The sequence below is a fragment of the Ensifer sp. Root31 genome (assembly GCF_001424825.1).
In the GTDB taxonomy this organism is placed as follows: domain Bacteria; phylum Pseudomonadota; class Alphaproteobacteria; order Rhizobiales; family Rhizobiaceae; genus Ensifer; species Ensifer canadensis.
Map to the genome: position 1 here is coordinate 37,215 of NZ_LMCO01000017.1, position 17,817 is coordinate 55,031.

A 17,817-nucleotide genomic window follows, 5' to 3' on the forward strand; every position below is an offset into this window, starting at 1 on the left:
CGCACTGCAAGTCCATCCGACAGAAGGAAACGGCATGTTCAGATTTCTGCTTGTCCGCATCGCCTCTGCCATTCCGGTCCTGCTGGTCCTAAGCGTAGCGACCTTCGCCATCATCCAGGCGCCGCCGGGAGACTATAGCGACTACATCCGCTCGCAGCTCATCAACCAGGGCGGGGCGTCCTTCGAGGAGGCCGATGCGCAGGCCCAGGCCTATCGCAAGGAGCATGGTCTCGATAAGCCGATGGCGGTCCAATACGTCACCTGGATGACAGGCATTCTGACGCGCGGCGATTTCGGCCACAGCCTCTACTACAACAAGCCCGTCGCCGATGTCGTCAGCGAGCGCTTGCCGCGCACGCTCGTGCTTGCTCTCGTCTGCCATATCCTTGCGTCGGTTATCGGCATTTCCTTCGGCATCATTGCAGCGACCCGGCAATATTCCTGGATCGACAGCCTACTTTCGACCGTCTCCTTCCTCGGCATGACGGTGCCGCGCTTCCTGATGGCGCTGATCATCGTCTATGTCCTCGTCTTCCACTTTAATGTCAGCGAAATCAACAGCTTCCACTCCGCCCGCTATGGCGGCGCGCCCTGGTCCTGGGGCAAGTTCGTCGATCTCATCAAACATGTTTGGCCGGTCGTGGCGATCGCAACCTTCGGCGGCCTCGCCTACAATATGCGCGTGATGCGCGGCAATCTGCTCGACACGCTAAATGCGCAATATGTCGAGACCGCCCGGGCCAAGGGTTTGAGCGAAGGGGCCGTGGTCATGCGCCATGCCGTGCCCAACGCCCTGCATCCGCTGATCATGTATCAGGGCGTCGTCCTGCCTTACATGTTGACCGGCGAAATCGAGACCGCAATCATCTTCGCGCTGCCGACAGTCGGTCCCGCCATCGTTGGCTCCATGTGGGTGGGAGACGTCTATGTCACCGCAACCTTCATGCTGGTGCTCTCGGCGACCTTGATCCTCGGCAACATCATCGCAGACCTCTTGCTCGCCGCTCTCGACCCGCGCGTGCGCATGGGGGGAGGAGCCCACGCATGACCATCGAGATGCATAGCGCCATTCCCCTTGCCGTCGACCCCAAGGACGAACAGCACAACGAAAGCTATTCGGCGCTCGTCTGGCGTCGGCTCAAACGCTCCTGGACCGGGATGCTCGGACTGATCCTTGTCGGTCTGCTGCTCGTCATGGCGATTTTCGCCGATTTCCTGTCACCGGTTGATCCGAAGGCGACCGGTGTCGGCTTCGCACCGCCGCAGGCAATCAGCTTCAGCGATCAGAACGGCGATTTCGCCTTCCCGCCGCGCAGCTATCCGCTGCGCGAGACCGAAGAGCTCGATCCCATCACCTTCCAGCCGAAGATCGGCCCGGACTATGCCAATCCGCAGGTCCTCGGTTTCTTCGTCAAGGGATCGCCTTATCGGCTCTTCGGCCTGATCCCGGCCGAGCGGCACCTTTTCGGCGCGATCGACGGTTCACCGGTCCACCTGCTCGGAACCGACAAGTTCGGCCGCGACGTGCTCTCGCGCATTCTCCATGGATCGCGTATTTCGCTGATGATCGCCTTGGTCGTCGTCTCGATCGTCACTGTCGTCGGCACCACCGTCGGCATGGCTTCGGGCTATTTCGGCGGGCGCTTCGATGCCTGGACACAGCGTTTCGTCGAGCTGGTGTTGGCCTTTCCGCAATTGCCGCTCTATCTGGCACTGACGTCGCTGATCCCGGTAACGGCGCCAACGAATGTGTTCCTCGCCTTCGTCATCATCGTCATGTCGGCGCTCGGCTGGGCGCAGATGTCGCGCGAGGTTCGCGGCAAGACGTTGGCGCTCGCCCGTATCGACTATGTGCGGGCGGCCATCGCCGTCGGCGCCAGCGATCGGCGCATCATCTTCCAGCACATTTTCCCGAACGTGATGAGCCATGTGATCGTCGCCGTCACCCTGTCGATCCCCCAGGTGGTCCTGCTGGAATCGTTCCTGGGCTTCCTCGGTTTTGCGGTCAAGCCACCGCTGATTTCATGGGGACTGATGCTGCAGGACACCGCCACCTATTCGGTCATCGGGTCCTATCCCTGGATTCTATCGCCCGTTGCCTTCGTGCTTGTCACAGTCTTCGCCTTTAATGCGCTGGGCGACGGCCTGCGCGATGCAATCGACCCCTATTGAGGAGGAGCGTCTCATGGCAGAAACGATCGACTTCATGGCCGCTGCTCCCGTCGAAAGGAAGGACCTTTCTAGCCGAGACGGCAAGCCGGTCATCGACGCGCGCAACGTCGCGGTCAACTTCAAGGTCGAACACGGCACGGAAGAGGCGGTGAAGGACGTGTCCTTCCAGCTCTATCGCGGCGAGACCATCGCCATCGTTGGCGAATCCGGTTCGGGCAAATCGGTGACGGCGCGCACCATTATGGGGCTTCTGTCGAAACGCGCGACGATCGCCTCGCTGTCCCGCATCGAATATGACGGCAAGGACGTGCTCAAGTTTTCCGCGCGTGAGCGTCGGGGCCTGCGCGGCAATCGCCTGGCGATGATTTTCCAGGAGCCGATGAGCTCGCTCAATCCCGTCTACACGGTCGGCGCGCAGATCGTCGAGGCGATCCGGGCGCATCGCAAGCTCAGCCGGCGCGCGGCCACCGAGCGCGCCATCGAATTGCTGCGCCATGTGAGGATCCCGGATCCCGAGCTCAGGCTCAATCAGTATCCGCACCAGCTTTCCGGCGGCCAGCGCCAACGGGTCATGATCGCCATGGCGCTTGCCAACGAGCCTGACGTGCTGATCGCTGACGAGCCGACGACGGCGCTCGACGTCACCGTTCAGGCGCAGATCCTCAACCTGATCCGCGAGTTGCAGCGCGAGCTTGGCATGGCGGTGATCCTGATCACCCATGACCTGACCGTGGTGCGGCAGTTTTCCGACTACGTCTATGTCATGCAGCATGGCGAGGTGAAGGAACACAACACCACCGCCGCTCTATTCGGCAATCCGCTGCATCCCTACACGAAGCGGCTTTTGTCGTCGGAACCATCGGGGGCGGCCAATCCGCTGCCGGACGATGTGCCGATCATACTCGGTGGACGAAACGTCCGCGTATCCTTCATGCTGAAGAAGGGCGGATTGTTCCGACCCCAGCTTTCCGAGCTCGTTGCCGTCGACAGTCTCAGCCTTAATCTGCGCAAACATGAGACGCTCGGAGTGGTCGGCGAATCCGGATCGGGCAAGACAACCTTCGGACAGGCTCTGATCCGCCTGATCAACACCGATGGCGGCGAAATCTTCTTCGACGGCGTCCCGATCCACGACAAGGACCGCACCGCAATGAGGCCGTTGCGCTCGCGCATGCAGATCGTCTTCCAGGATCCCTTTGCCTCGCTCAACCCGCGCATGTCGGTGGGCCAGATCATCGAGGAGGGGCTCGTCGTCAACGGGATAGGGCAGAACCGCAAGGAACGGCTCGACCGGGTCGTGGATGCGCTGGTCGCGGCGGGCATGCCGGGCAATATCCTGTCGCGCTTCCCGCATGAATTCTCCGGCGGTCAGCGCCAGCGCATCGCCATCGCCCGCGCCGTCGCGCTCGAGCCGGAATTCATCCTGCTCGACGAGCCGACCTCGGCGCTCGACCTTTCCGTTCAGGCGCAGATCATCGATCTCTTGCGCCGACTGCAGGATGAGCGGGGCCTGAGCTACCTCTTCATCTCCCATGACCTCAAGGTCGTGCGCGCACTCTGCCACCGCGTCGTGGTCATGCAGCACGGCAAGATCGTCGAGGAAGGGCCGGTGAACGACATTCTTACCAATCCCAAGACCGCCTACACGGAGCGGCTCGTTCGAGCCGCCTTCGATGTGGCAGCATGATCGTCAGAAAGCAGAGGCAATCCATGACCAGACAACCCAAGATCACTTTCATCGGCGCCGGCTCGACCGTGTTCATGAAGAACATCATCGGCGACGTTCTGCAGCGTCCGGCCCTGTCGGATGCAAAGATCGCGCTGATGGACATCAATCCGCAACGGCTCGAGGAAAGCGAAGTCGTCGTACGAAAACTGATCTCAACGCTCGGCGCCAAAGCGACCATCGAGTTGCACGCCAACCAGCGCAAGGCGCTCGATGGTGCCGACTTCGTCGTCGTCGCATTCCAGATCGGCGGCTATGAGCCCTGCACGGTCACGGATTTCGAAGTGCCGAAGAAGTATGGCCTGCGTCAGACGATCGCAGACACACTTGGCGTCGGCGGCATTATGCGCGGGCTGCGCACCGTGCCGCATCTGTGGAAGATCTGCGCCGACATGACCGAGGTCTGCCCAGAGGCAATCCTCTTGCAATACGTCAACCCGATGGCGATCAACACCTGGGCGATCGCCGAGAAATATCCCCGGATCAAGCAGGTCGGCCTTTGCCACTCCGTGCAGGGCACGGCGCTGGAACTCGCCGAGGATCTGAACATTCCTTACGAGGAGATCCGCTACCGCTCGGCCGGCATCAACCATATGGCGTTCTTCCTCAAATTCGAGCACCGCCAGCCGGACGGATCCTATCGCAACCTTTATCCAGATCTCCTGCGCGGTTATCGCGAAGGCCGCTTCCCGAAGCCCAGCCATTGGAATCCGCGTTGCCCGAACAAGGTGCGTTACGAGATGCTGACGCGGCTCGGCTATTTCGTCACCGAAAGCTCGGAGCACTTCGCCGAATACACGCCCTATTTCATCAAGGAAGGCCGCGACGATCTGATCGAAAAATTCGGCATCCCGCTCGACGAATATCCCAAGCGCTGCATCGAGCAGATCGAGCGTTGGAAAGGGCAGGCGGCGGCCTATCGCTCCGCCGACAAGATCGAGGTCAAGCCGTCGAAGGAGTATGCCTCCTCGATCATGAACTCCGTCTGGACCGGCGAGCCCTCGGTCATTTACGGCAACCTGCGCAACAATGGCTGCATCACCTCGTTGCCCGACAATTGCGCAGCGGAAGTGCCATGCCTGGTGGATGAAAACGGCATACAGCCGACCTTTATCGGCGATCTACCGCCGCAGTTGACCGCACTGATCCGCACCAACATCAACGTGCAGGAACTGACGGTCGCCGCGATGTTGACGGAGAACCGCGAGCATCTCTATCATGCGGCCATGATGGATCCGCACACGGCCGCCGAGCTCGATCTCGATCAGATCTGGTCGCTCACCGACGACCTGCTTGCCGCTCACGGAAACTGGATCCCGGAATGGGCAAGAAGCGAAAGAAAGGTTCACGCCGCGTAGCTTTTTCTCCCGGTCGCGCGGCGAGGAAGCCCCGGAACCTCCCAGTTCCGGGGCTTTCCTTCGGTCGCCAGCCGGACGGGTCAGTTGCAATCAACATGCTATGCCGGTGCGGGTGGTAAACCCTTTGCTACAAACCCCTACTGCAGTTGATTGGTGCCTGAGATTGACTCAATTATCGCGATCGGGTAGTTACTGGGTAACCGTTAACCCAGGGCCTGCCCGTGACGACCTCATTGAGCGATATTGCTGAACGCGCTGGCGTTTCCATCAAGACCGTTTCGGGCGCGTTGCATGGCGGCTCGGCGCGGATGTCCGAACAAACGCGACTGCGCATCAAGGAAATCGCCGAAGAGTTGGGTTACGTCACTAACCTGGCCGCTCGTGGCATGCGACAGGGTTGGATGCCACTGATCGGTGTCGTTGCCGATGACTTGATCACCTCGCCCTTCGCCACCGAGATCATCCGCGGACTGGATGGTGCCGCCCGCGCGGCGGACATGGCGGTCTTTGCAATGACGCTCGGCGGAGGTCGCGACGTGGCCTCCGTGCTTGAAGAGGTGCGCCGCTTCCGCCCACGCGCGATTGCCTACGCCGCGATGTATCACAAGATGGTATCGCTGCCGGCGGAGTTCGCAGATACGGTCGGCGTCATGATCAATTGCCGTGAGGCCAATGGCAAAGTGACGTCCTTGGTGCCGGACGAGATCGCTGCCGCTCACGAGATCACGACCTATCTGATCGAGGCTGGCCGCCGGAACATTGCCTTTATCAACCTGCCGGGGCTTCTGGCAGGAGAGCTGCGCGAAGCCGGTTTCCGGCGTGCCCTTGACGAAGCCGGGCTTGATGCAGGTGGTGCCTGCGTCCTGCCGGCGGTCCGCCGGGCGATCTATAGCGACCGGGCGCACAGCCTCGTGCTTGCACACGTAACCGCGCTGATGGACGGACCGGAGCGCCCGGATGCGATCCTTTGCGGCAACGATCGCGTTGCCATGGAAGTTTACGCCGCATTGCGCCGGGTGGGTGCACAAATTCCAGATGACGTCGCAGTCGCAAGCTTCGACAACCAGGTGGACATTGCCACCAGGCTCGATCCCCCTTTGACGACCATGGCATTGCCGCACCGTGCCATGGGCCGCCTGGCAGCAGACATTCTGCTTGCCGAAAATAGCGCCCCCGGCGAGGTGCGCAAACTCGCGTTCCAGTTGGTGGAGCGCTCATCCGTCTGATCAAACTGAAAGACCAAACCCTGTTGAGGAGGAGTTGCAGCGATGGGTAAACGTTTACTTTCAACGTTAATGGGGTCGGTTGCCCTTATGGCCACCGCCGTGGGTGCAGAGGCGAAGACAGTCTTGCATGTCATGCACCAAGGCGACCCAGGTTGGGTTTCGACCTATGGCGAAGTCGCCAAACGCTTCGAAGCCGCCAATCCGGATGTGGATGTCGAGCTGATCTACGCACCGCACGATGCCTACAATGAAAAGTTCAGCGCAGCGGTCATGTCCAAACAACTGCCTGATGTCATGGAGCTCGATGCCCCCTTCCTCGCCAACTATGTCTGGTCCGGCTATTTGCAGCCGATCAAGCCTCTGATCGATCAGGATGTGCTCGATGACATGACCCCGTCGAACATCGCCCAGGGCACCTATCCGATCGACAAGGATCTCTATGCAATCGGCCTGACCGACTCCTCCGTCGTGCTCTACGGCAACAGGAAGTATCTGGAAGCGATCGGCGCCCGCATTCCGAAGTCCGTGGACGATGCCTGGACCCAGGAAGAGTTCGAAGGCTACCTCGAAAAACTGGCAAAGGTCGATGGCGTCAAGTGGCCGATCGACACGTTTCGCGGTTACGGCATCAAAACCGAATGGATCACCTACGCCTACGGCCCGATCCTGCAGTCGGCGGGCTGCGACCTGATCAATCGCACGACCTGGAAATCGACGGGCACCCTTGATAGCGATGCGTGCGTCAAGGCACTGACTATGATGCAGACATGGGTGAAGAACGGCTGGGTCGTGCCGCAATCGTCCGGCACCAACCAGTTCTTCGCCGAAGGCCATCCTGCAGCGCTCGCACTCGGGGGCCACTGGTTCTACGCCGAAGCTGCCGCGTCGATGAAGGACGACATCGTCGTCATGCCGTTGCCGAAGTTCGGGCCGAAGGGTGCTAGCCCCAACGGCACCTGGATCTGGGGCATCACGACCGCCTCCGAGCATCCGGACATCGCCGGCAAGTTTGTCAGCTTCATGCTGAAGGACAAGCTCTACCGGGATTATGCAATCGCCGATTCCGGCTATCCCGGTTTGAAAAGCTTCGCGGCAGCATCGCCCTTGTACAACACCGGTGGTCCGCTCGCCGTCGCATTCGAACAGGCGTCCAAGACCGCGGTCGCGCGTCCTCCGCATCCGGCCTATCCAGTCATCACATCGACCTTCATGCAGGCCGTCGACGAGATCTTCAACGGGGGCGATGCCAAGACGGCATTGTCGGCGGCCGCGGCCAAGATCGACGAAGACATCGAGGAGAACGACGGGTACCCGCCATTCGACGAGCAGCAATAGGCAACCAAAGACGGGACCACGATGGTGCGGCCGCAGCCGGTCTGACGCCATCGTACCCGTCGCCGGCCTGCGCATCGATCCGAGGAGGAGGAGGAGGAGAATATGACATTGCAACAATCAGCCGAGCCGGCGATTGCAGCGCGTCCCGCCTGGCGCCGGGACAAGAGCCGGCTGCTTCAGGAGATGGGCATGCTTGCGCCGGCAGTGGTGCTGCTGACGATATTCCTTATCGTTCCGTTCCTGTTGTCGTTCTGGACGGCGATGACCAATCAACCGCTGGTCCCGCGGCCAACGCCGGTCCGTTTTGTTGGCTTCGGCAACTTCCTGCGCATCTTTAGGGACGATCTCTTCTGGACATCGCTCTGGAACGTCTCGCGCTTCACTTTCTGGATCCTGCCGGTGCAATGCGGCCTGGCATTTGCCACCGCACTGCTGTTGCACCAGAAGATGCCGTTTCGAAATCTTTTTCGCGGACTGTTCTTCCTGCCAGCGATCACGTCGATGGTCGTCGTCTGCGTCATCTGGGGAACGCTCTTTCAGTACCCGACCGGACCATTCAACCAGGTGATCGGTTTCCTGTCGGGCGGAGCCATCGAACCGATCGACTGGCTCGGGGACCCCAACTGGGCAATGTTCTCGATCGTGCTGCTGTCGGCCTGGCAGGCCTACGGCTTCCAGATGATTGTCTATCTCGCTGGCCTTCAGTCCATTCCGGATGAACTCTACGACGCAGCGCGGATCGACGGCGCGAACGCGCTGCAGCGCTTCTGGCATGTGACCATGCCAGGCTTGCGGCCGACCCATGTCTTCGTGCTGGTGATTACGACAATCCAGGCATTCAAGCTCTATACCCAGGTTGCCATCCTGACCCAAGGCGGTCCCAAGAGCAGCACGGAGACCGTTGTCCACTACATGGTGCGTTCCGGCTTCGAGGAGCAGAAGCTCGGTTATGCTTCGGCCGTATCGGTCATTCTCTTTCTCATCGTTCTCGTTATCGCGCTGCTTCAGCGTCAACTTCTGAGGCGTTTCGATGTCTGATATCGCAATTTCCACACCACACGCTCAGGCGATGCACACCCGCTCGGCCGTTGGTTCGCTGCGCATCGTCCAGACGGCCTGCATCCTTGTTATCGCGCTCGTCATCGTCTCCCCCCTGTTCATGCTGCTGATTGCCAGCCTGAAGGACGATCGTTTCCAGATCCTGGCCGACATGGGGAGTTTCAGGGCGTTCTGGGTCTCCGATCCGACGCTCGCCAACTTTGCGGAGGTCGGCAATTTCTCAGGCGAGCTTGCCTTTGGGCGCTATCTGCTGAATTCGCTAATCATCCTCGCGCTGACGGTCGGGTCGGGCCTGATCGTCAATTCTATGGCAGGCTTTGTCCTTGCCTGGGGCTCCGTACGCGGCCGCGCAGTTATCCTTTCGCTGGTCATAGCCCTCTACGTCATTCCGCAGGAAAGCATCATCATGCCGCTCGTGATCATGGTGTCACGCGCCGGAATAACAGATACATTCGCCGTGCAGATCGTGCCCTGGATCGCTAGCCCGCTCTATATCTTCCTCTTCTACCAATTCTTTGCCCAGCTTCCGAAGGAGCTCTTCGAGGCCGCGCAGATCGACGGAGCATCGATCTTTCGCATCTACCGGTCGATTTTCCTGCCGCTCAGCCTGCCGGCACTTGCCACTGTCTCGATCCTGATGGGGATCGAGAGCTGGAACCAGTACCTTTGGCCGATCCTCGTCACCCAGACCGACTATGCGCGGCCCATAGCCGTCGCGATCGCTACGTTCTTTGGCCAGGACAGCATCTATTGGGACCGCGCTATGGCGGCATCCGTGTTGATGATGCTGCCTATCCTCGCCCTCTATCTTGCCTTCCAGCGCTGGTTCGTAAGTTCCTTCGTTGGTTCGGCCGTGAAAGGTTGATCAATGACAACGCATGCAGAAACCGCTTCGGCCGCCGCGGCAGACGTCGAGAACATCAGCGCAGTCCTTGCGGATGCGACCACGATCCACATCTGGCTCAAAGCGAGACAGATGGGAACATCGGCCGAGATCAAAGCGACCGTGGCCGGCCGCGAAATCGACCGTCTGATGGCGTCCAACAGCGACGAATTCGAGCAGCGCAGCCTGGACCTGGGGCAGGGCGGCCGAACCGTTCTCTCCTATGATCCGACCACAACGCAGGTCTCCGTTGCCTATGCCTTTCAGCACCAGAATGTGCTGACCGAGGGCGTTCAGATCCTGCACAGCAGCCGGGAAAATGCGGCGCCGACGGTCGTCGGCGGGTACCACTTCCGCCCACCCTTCGGATGGATGAACGATCCCAACGGGTTTGGCCGTTTCGGCGACCATGTCCATCTCTTCTACCAGCACTATCCGCACAGCCTGCGCTGGAACACCATGCATTGGGGCCATGCCCTATCGGATGACTACATTCATTGGCGACACTTGCCGATCTTCCTGTTTCCCTCCTCGGACCTTTCGGCCCGCGCCGATGGCCGCGGCGGGGCGTTTTCCGGCTCGGCAATTCCGCTATCGTCAGGTGAACCGGGTATCCGTGTCTTCTTCACGGAGCAGGTCAAGGACCGGGAACCCGAAGAGCAGATCCAATTGACGGCGGTATCGCACGACCAAATCACGGCCGGCGCGCAAGAGATCATTCTTGCCCACCGGCCGTCCGGCCTTGACCTGACGCTCGACTTTCGCGACCCCTATGTCTTCAAGGGCCCGGACCACCTTTGGAAAATGTTGATCGGCAGCCGCGACCGCGCCGGCGGCGTCGTCCTGCTCTACGAATGTGGCGATCCGAACGGTGCTTCCGACTGGACCTTTGTCGGCATTATCCACCGGGAAGACCGGTACGGGATGACGGCGGCGGAGTGCCCGTGCATCGTGCCGCTCGACGGCCCGGCTGATGATCCGAAAACGCGCTGGGCGCTCATCTTCGGACTGCTGACGAGCCGCGACCCGCAGACCGGCCGCCGGAACATCACAGCGGCGACTGTCGGCCGCTTCGACGGCCGCAGCTTCGTCAAGGAATTCGAGCAGGAACTGGATTTCGCGACCGATGCCTATGCTTTCCAGGCATTCGTCGATCGATCCGGGCCAATCGGCATCGCCTGGCTTGCCAACTGGACCGAGGTGTCAAAAAAAGTAGACTTTCCAACGGCAATGACACTGCCTCGCCAGCTGCTGCTGGAAAAGGACGCATTGCTGACGCCGCCGGTCGAAACGGTTGCGACGCTGCGTCGTGACCTGATCGACGACAACAAACTCAAGGGGCAGGAGCCTGTCGGCCTTAACAACGGGGCGGTCGAGATCGTCATCGAACTCGCGGGGCCGGGTGCGCAGTTTCATCTCGAGCTTGATCATCCGGACGTTGGCCTCGGCGTTCAGCTCGGAGCGGAAGGCCTGATCATTCACTACGACCTGCCGGACGGCAAGGGCGCACCGCGCTACATCGCTGTCGGGGCGCAACCGTCGACGCTGCGTATTTTCCTCGATGTCGGCTCGATTGAGGTCTTCGCCGACAACGGTCGCTGGACGGGAACGAAACGTCTGCCAGGCTTTGCCGCCGTCAGCACGGCACGCCTATCAGCGCCCGCGGGCAACATTACCGCCGCCACGATCTGGCAACTCGAACTGTGATCGCGCAAGGGGAGGAATAAGCAATGGCATCTGTCACGATCGAACAGGTTAGAAAGCAATATGGCGCCGTTCCGGTTATTCACGATGTTTCCATTGACATCGAGGATGGCGAGTTCGTCACACTCGTCGGGCCCTCTGGATGCGGCAAGTCGACATTGCTGCGTATGCTTGCCGGTCTCGAAGACATCAGCGGTGGCCAGATCCGCATCGGCGGCCGCATCGTCAACAATATCGCGCCCAAAGAACGCGATATCGCCATGGTCTTCCAAAGCTACGCGCTCTATCCGCATATGACTGTGGCGGAGAATATGGGATTTGCGCTGAAGCTGAAGGGACAGGACAAGGCCGCGATCCAAAGCCGGGTAAAGGAGGCGGCCGATATCCTGGCACTCGAACCTTTGCTCGACCGCCTGCCGAAGCAACTTTCCGGCGGCCAGCGCCAACGCGTGGCGATGGGCCGTGCGATCGTCCGTCATCCCCAGGTGTTTCTGTTCGACGAACCGCTGTCGAACCTCGATGCCAAACTGCGCGTAACCATGCGTGCCGAAATCAAGGATCTGCACCAGCGGCTGAAGACAACGACAGTCTACGTCACGCACGATCAGATCGAGGCAATGACAATGGCAGACCGGATCGTCGTCATGCGTGGTGGTGTGGTCGAGCAGATTGGCCGGCCGCTCGACCTCTATGATCGACCCGTAAACACCTTTGTCGCCACGTTCATCGGTTCGCCCGCCATGAACCTTTTCCACGGCTCGATCCTCGATGGGCAGTTCGTCACAGAGGACGGCAAAACGCTTCCGCTGCCGCCGAGTTATTCCGGCGGTGCTGCGCACACCTATGGCATCCGGCCTGAGCATCTGGCTATTGCCGAGAGCGGCATTCCAGCGACAGTCGGCGTGGTGGAGCCGACTGGCGCCGAGACGCATCTGGTCGTCAAGCTCGGCGCATTCGATACGACATTGGTGATCCGCGATCGAATGGAGCTTCGACCCGGGCAGACCGTGGCGATCGCCCCTGATCTGGCGAAAATCCACCTGTTTTCGTCACAGGGCTCGCGATTGAACTGAGACAATGGTTTCGTCAGTTGACGGGTTTCGACGCCGCTTGCGCACAGTTCGATCACTTGCGCGCAAGCGGCGCTTCTTCGAGGTCGGACGGGGGCAGGACAGCCGTTACCCCTTCCTTCGAGCGGCGATGACGCGCGACCATCGGTCGAGCCGAAAAGGCTAGGAAAACGATCGCCTCTGCTACGGAGCCACCGATTTCGCTATCTGAGACGGATGCCATCCTTGTCGAACAGGAAGGACCGTAATGCGGCGATGCCGATGCTGAGGGTTTCGCGACTGGCGATGTTGCGGACGTCACCGTGTTCGATGATGATCCGCTCGCTGTCCGAGACATGAGCGTAGACATAGCTGGTATTGCCGAGGTGCTCTGCGACATCGACCTTGACTGTGAGATCAACATCACCCTTGCCTTCAGCGAGAAAATGCTCGGGGCGAATTCCAAGGGTGACGACGTCGCCGATGGCAACAGATGTCGATGTAACGGGTAGAGTCAACGCGACACCGGGCTGGCTCGTGAGTGCCACAGTCGCGCGGCCGTCTGCGACGTTTGCGACATGGCCTTTCAGAAAGTTCATGCGCGGTGAGCCGATAAAGCCGGCAACAAAGGTGTTTGCCGGGTCGTCGTAGAGATCGAGCGGTGCGCCCACCTGTTCGACGACACCCGACCGCAGGACGACGATCTTGTCGGCCAGCGTCATCGCTTCCACCTGGTCATGCGTCACGTAGATGACGGTCGACTTCAGTTCCTTGTGCAGCTTGGCGATTTCGACGCGCATATGCACACGCAACTCGGCGTCCAGGTTCGACAGCGGCTCGTCGAACAGGAAGACGAGCGGATTGCGCACGATGGCGCGGCCGATCGCGACGCGTTGCCGCTGACCACCCGAGAGCGCCTTCGGCTTGCGATCCAGCAGCGGTTCAAGCTCGAGAATTCGTGCCGCGTCGTTGACCCGGCTATCGACTTCCTCTCTTGCCATACCGGCGAATTTGAGCGCGAAGCCCATATTCTCACGCACCGTCATGTGCGGATAAAGCGCATAGGACTGAAACACCATGGCGATGCCGCGCTTGGAGGGGTCAACGTCGTTCATGACTTCGCCGCCGATTGTGAGTTCGCCGGAGGAGATGTCCTCCAGACCGGCGATCATGCGCAGCAGCGTCGACTTTCCGCAGCCCGATGGGCCAACGAAAACGACGAACTCTCCGGCATCGATCGACAGATCGACACCCTTGATGATTTCGAGCGCGCCGAAGCGCTTGCGAATGTCGGTAAGACGGACTTCGGCCATGGCGGGTACTCAGCTGACGGTAAAGGTGATGGACTGGTTCTCGAAGCGGCGGCTCGTCACCGTTAGTTCGAGCTTGCCCTTGGCCTCGCCGGCCTCGATCCAGAAGCCGGTCGCGCCGCCCTTCAGCGTATGTTCTGAGGGCCCTATGATCCGGCCGGGGCCATCCAGCGAAAGCAGGACAGGCTCTTCGAAATAGGGCAGCAGATTGCCGCATTGATCGAGCGCGCGCACCACCACGCGCACCGCATCCTTTTCGCAGGCGCGAAGCTCCGTATCGTCGGCTACGACCTCCAGCGTCGCCGGGACCGGGTCGGCCGGAAGGGTCAGCGTCTTGACCGGTTTGCCGTCGACGTAGCCGGTGAAGGTACCTTCGCGCCAGACCCGACCCCAGGTGCCGAATTCTTCAGGCGTCACGCTGCGCAGGTCGAGCACGACGGGAGGATGCGGCAGATGCGGGTAGTTCTCCCTGTCCGGGTAGATCCGCTTTGTCGGCCATTCGCCGAACTTCACTTCGACATAGTCACAGTTCGTCAGCACGATCAGGGGAAGTACGCCGCCGATATTGCGTTCGCCGCGTGCCCAGAAGGTCACCGGCTGAAGCACGACATTGTCCTTCGGATCTCCCTGCGAAGCGTAGGCATAGGCAGCAAGTTTCGGTATCCGGTACATGTCGAGCACACCGTGATAGCAGATGCGGTCGCCGGCGCCGAAGTCCTTGTGGGTGTTGTAATCGAACATGCACCAACCGGTGGAGCCGGAAATATCCTGGTCGCCGGCAACGGCGTTGAGGATCAAGAGGTGACGCGTCACATGCTCGGCCTGGCGCTGTTCCTGGTCGAAGCGCTTGGTCGGATACATGTGGCCATTGTATTCGGTGATCATATAGGGGATCGGCCGGCGAATACCCGTCGTCTCCACCCGATCGCGCAGCACCACGCGCCCGCGGTTGTTGCCCGGCAACTCCTCGTTTCCGAGGATGAAGTCGTTCATCGTGTAAACGTCTTCGAGCAATTCCGAATTGGTGATGAAGCGTACGCCGCCGGTCTGGCGGGTCGGATCAAGCTCGCGCGCCAGACGGTTGGTCTCCGCGTAGAAGGCGTGGTTGTCCTGGCTTTCGTTAATGCGAACGCCCCAGATGATGATCGAAGGATGGTTCCAGTCACGCTCGATCATGCGGCGCACATTCTCGATCGATTCTTTCTGCCAGGCCTCGCCACCGATATGCTGCCAACCGGGGATCTCCTCGAAAACGAGCAGGCCGATCTCATCGCAGCGCTCGATGAACCACTTCGACTGCGGATAGTGTGACGTCCGCACGACATTGCAGGCGAGTTCATGCTTCAGGATGTCGGCGTCTTTTTCCTGCGCGCGCCGACCCATGGCGTAGCCGGTGTGGGGAAAGGCCTGGTGCCGGTTCAATCCGCGCAGTTTCAATGGTCGACCATTCAGCAGAAAGCCTTCCGGTGTAAAGAGCGCAGTGCGGAAACCGAAACGTTGCGTCAGCACGTCTTCGCCGTGCTCTGTCTCGAGTTTGAGCGACAGGGCGTAGAGCACCGGATTATCGATATCCCAGAGTTTGATATCGGCGAGATCGGGGAAGGTGAGGGCCACCTCGTTGCCTTCGAACTTGATCGAGGAAGCCGCAACGTCGCCACCACCCTTGCGGCGGATCTTGGCGGAAAGCATACCGGACAACGTGTGCCCCTGCGGATTGCAGAGAAAGACACGAGCGGTGACGGACTTCTTTTCGGCAAGCGCATCCGGCGTCTCGATCTTCACATTGGCGATCGAGACGAGGCTTGCCACTTTCAACCAGACGTCGCGGTAGATCCCGGCATAGCAAAGGTAATCGATCTGGCCGCCAAAGGGCGGGATCTCGGGGTTCTCAGAGCCATCGATCTTGACCGTGATCAGGTTTTCGCCACGCGTGAGATGCGGCGTCAATCGTGCCTCGAAGGGCGTGTAACCGTCCTTGTGCGCGATGATCTCCTTACCATTCAGATAGACGACGCTGTCGGCCATGGCGGCATCGAAGACGAGCGAGACTTCGCGCCCCTCGAATTCTGGGCGCCAGTCGAGCCGCTTCTGATAGGTGAAGGGCTTCTGGTAATCGGTCTCGTCGAAATAGTTGTAGGGCAGTTCGACGGCGCTATGCGGCAGCCGCACGGTTTCACCCGGCTGAAGTGCTTGAACATGTGCCGGCTCGAAGCCGTTGCGGAAGACCCAGTCGGCATTGAAGTTTTCAGTAATGCGCATTGACGACGTTCCTATTTCACTGAGCCGAGCATGCCCTGCACGAACTGGCGCTGCATGACGAAGAAGACGAGGAGGGTGGGGAGCGTGGCGAGGATCGTGCCGATCATGACCACGCCGTAGTCGGGGTAATAGGCCGAGGCGAGCGAGGAGACGACGAGGGTGATCGTCTTGGTCTCGTTCGACTGGAGGACGATGAGCGGCCAGAGGTAATTGTTCCAGTTGGTCATGAAGACGATGACGAAGGCAGCCGCGTAGGTGGAGCGCATCACCGGAACGTAGATGTAGAGAAAGATCTGCCATTCCTTGAGGCCGTCGACCTTGGCGGCATCGCGAAGCTCTGTCTGAAAGGCCTTTGTCGACTGGCGGAAGTAGAAGATGATGAAGGCGGACGCGATCGTCGGCAGCATGATGGCGATATGCGTGTTGATGAGACCACTCTTCGCCATCATCATGAACAGCGGGATCATCAGCGCGGCAAACGGCACCATGAGTGTCAGAAGCACGAGCGCGTAGATCCGGTCGCGCGCCTTGGACCTGAACATCTCAAAACCGTAGCCGGCGAGCGATGACACGACGATCGTGAAAAGCGTTGCAAGCACCGCAACCTTCGTGGAGTTCCAGAAAACCAGCGGCACGTCGACCTGTGCGAAGAAGTTGGTGACATTTGTACCGAAGGCGTCGCCGATACCCGTTCTGCCGCTGATGATGTCGATCGACTTGTTCGTCGAACTGATCACCATCCAGATGAACGGGAAAATCGACAGGAAGGCTGCAGCCGCGAGGAAGGCGTATTGCAGTGCGGTTGTGGCCAGGCGCGAGGCGTTCATGACCGATCCCTCGCCGCGTAGAATTGGAGGAAGGACAGAAGCGACACCATGATCACGATGACGTAGGAAATGGTCGCCGCGTAGCCGAAGCTCGGCATGAAGCGGAAGGTGAGATTGTAGATATAGAGCGAGAGGGTGATCGTTGCGTTCGCCGGGCCGCCGCGGCCCTCAGTCAGGTTGTAGACTTCGTCGAACAGCTGGATCGTGCCGATGGTCGAGATGATCGTCGTAAACAGGATCACCGGCTTCAGCATTGGTACTGTGATGTAGACGAAGCGAGCCCATGCGGGCACGCCGTCGATCCGCGCCGCCTCGTAGATCGACTTGTCGATGTTCTGCAGGGCAGCGAGATAGAAGATCATGTTGTAGCCGGTCCAACGCCAGGTGATGGCCAGGATGACGAGCACCTTGGCCCAGAAGGGTTCCGTCAGCCAGCCGATCGGGGTGGCGATCAGGCCGACCGCCAGAAGTGCGGAGTTCACCACGCCATCGACGGAGAACATGCTTTTGAAAAGCACGGAATAGGCAACGAGCGAGGCGACGCAGGGCAGGAAAATGGCGGTGCGGAAAAAGCCGATGAACTTCAGTTTGTCGTTGTTCAAGACCGCGGCAAGCAGAAGCGCCAGCGTGATCATGATCGGCACCTGGACGATGAAAAAGGTGACGGTGTTTTTCAGAGCCTGAAGAAAGACCGGATCGTTCCATAGCCGTGCAACGTTTCCGAAGCCGGCAAACTTCATCATCATTCCCTTGCCCGAGAAGAAGGACAGGTAGAGCGAGCGCAAAATCGGATAGACGAGGAAGATTGCGATGAGAAGCAAGGACGGGGCGATGAACAGCCAGCCGTTGAGGTCGTAGTAGCGCTTCAATCCGCCTGTTTTGCCGGCAGCCATGGGTGCCCTCAACGAA

General features: G+C 60.1%; 14 protein-coding genes. 10 read left to right on the forward strand and 4 right to left on the reverse strand.

Annotated elements, in window-relative coordinates:
* The first annotated feature begins 34 nt into the window (after positions 1 to 34).
* From ASD00_RS17195 to ugpC (ASD00_RS17240), 10 genes are all read left to right on the forward strand, one after another.
* The gene (locus ASD00_RS17195) at positions 35 to 1,048 is read left to right on the forward strand and encodes an ABC transporter permease (RefSeq protein ID WP_057207696.1); all 1,014 of its coding nucleotides are present in this window, start codon (positions 35 to 37) and stop codon (positions 1,046 to 1,048) included.
* Positions 1,045 to 2,172: an ABC transporter permease gene (locus ASD00_RS17200; protein WP_057207697.1), complete on the forward strand. Its 1,128-nt coding sequence runs from the start codon at positions 1,045 to 1,047 to the stop codon at positions 2,170 to 2,172. Before ASD00_RS17195 ends, ASD00_RS17200 begins: the two co-directional genes overlap by 4 nt.
* Positions 2,173 to 2,206: 34 nt before the next feature.
* Positions 2,207 to 3,859 carry an ABC transporter ATP-binding protein gene (locus ASD00_RS17205; RefSeq protein WP_244496081.1) on the forward strand — a complete coding sequence of 551 codons (1,653 nt, stop codon included), beginning with the start codon at positions 2,207 to 2,209 and terminating at the stop codon, positions 3,857 to 3,859.
* 23 nt (positions 3,860 to 3,882) lie between these two features.
* Positions 3,883 to 5,256 carry an alpha-glucosidase/alpha-galactosidase gene (locus ASD00_RS17210; RefSeq protein ID WP_057207783.1) on the forward strand — a complete coding sequence of 458 codons (1,374 nt, stop codon included), beginning with the start codon at positions 3,883 to 3,885 and terminating at the stop codon, positions 5,254 to 5,256.
* Positions 5,257 to 5,477: 221 nt separating this feature from the next.
* Entirely contained in the window at positions 5,478 to 6,482 is a 1,005-nt protein-coding gene (locus ASD00_RS17215) for a LacI family DNA-binding transcriptional regulator (RefSeq protein WP_057207699.1), read from the forward strand.
* Between the two features lie 42 nt (positions 6,483 to 6,524).
* Complete coding sequence (locus ASD00_RS17220; protein WP_057207700.1) at positions 6,525 to 7,817, forward strand: sugar ABC transporter substrate-binding protein; 1,293 nt, start codon at positions 6,525 to 6,527, stop codon at positions 7,815 to 7,817.
* 102 nt (positions 7,818 to 7,919) lie between these two features.
* On the forward strand, positions 7,920 to 8,855 hold the full coding sequence (locus ASD00_RS17225) for a sugar ABC transporter permease (RefSeq protein ID WP_057207701.1): 936 nt from the start codon (positions 7,920 to 7,922) through the stop codon (positions 8,853 to 8,855).
* Positions 8,848 to 9,741 carry a carbohydrate ABC transporter permease gene (locus ASD00_RS17230; protein ID WP_057207702.1) on the forward strand — a complete coding sequence of 298 codons (894 nt, stop codon included), beginning with the start codon at positions 8,848 to 8,850 and terminating at the stop codon, positions 9,739 to 9,741. The genes ASD00_RS17225 and ASD00_RS17230 overlap by 8 nt, the downstream gene beginning before the upstream one ends.
* A gap of 3 nt (positions 9,742 to 9,744) precedes the next feature.
* A complete protein-coding gene (locus ASD00_RS17235) occupies positions 9,745 to 11,466 on the forward strand; it encodes a beta-fructofuranosidase (protein ID WP_057207703.1) in 1,722 nt (573 codons plus the stop codon).
* Positions 11,467 to 11,489: 23 nt separating this feature from the next.
* Positions 11,490 to 12,536 carry a sn-glycerol-3-phosphate ABC transporter ATP-binding protein UgpC gene (gene ugpC, locus ASD00_RS17240; protein WP_057207704.1) on the forward strand — a complete coding sequence of 349 codons (1,047 nt, stop codon included), beginning with the start codon at positions 11,490 to 11,492 and terminating at the stop codon, positions 12,534 to 12,536.
* A 200-nt stretch (positions 12,537 to 12,736) separates the two neighbouring features.
* Here the strand turns inward: ugpC (ASD00_RS17240) and ugpC (ASD00_RS17245) are convergent, their stop codons facing one another.
* From ugpC (ASD00_RS17245) to ASD00_RS17260, 4 genes are read right to left on the reverse strand one after another with little or no spacing between them, the layout of a single operon-like run.
* A complete protein-coding gene (gene ugpC / locus ASD00_RS17245; protein ID WP_057207705.1) occupies positions 12,737 to 13,825 on the reverse strand; it encodes a sn-glycerol-3-phosphate ABC transporter ATP-binding protein UgpC in 1,089 nt (362 codons plus the stop codon).
* Positions 13,826 to 13,834: 9 nt separating this feature from the next.
* Positions 13,835 to 16,081 carry a glycoside hydrolase family 2 TIM barrel-domain containing protein gene (locus ASD00_RS17250; protein ID WP_057207706.1) on the reverse strand — a complete coding sequence of 749 codons (2,247 nt, stop codon included), beginning with the start codon at positions 16,079 to 16,081 and terminating at the stop codon, positions 13,835 to 13,837.
* Between the two features lie 11 nt (positions 16,082 to 16,092).
* A complete protein-coding gene (locus tag ASD00_RS17255) occupies positions 16,093 to 16,908 on the reverse strand; it encodes a carbohydrate ABC transporter permease (protein WP_057207707.1) in 816 nt (271 codons plus the stop codon).
* Positions 16,905 to 17,801 carry a sugar ABC transporter permease gene (locus ASD00_RS17260; protein WP_057207708.1) on the reverse strand — a complete coding sequence of 299 codons (897 nt, stop codon included), beginning with the start codon at positions 17,799 to 17,801 and terminating at the stop codon, positions 16,905 to 16,907. The genes ASD00_RS17255 and ASD00_RS17260 overlap by 4 nt, the downstream gene beginning before the upstream one ends.
* Between the last annotated feature and the right edge of the window lie 16 nt (positions 17,802 to 17,817).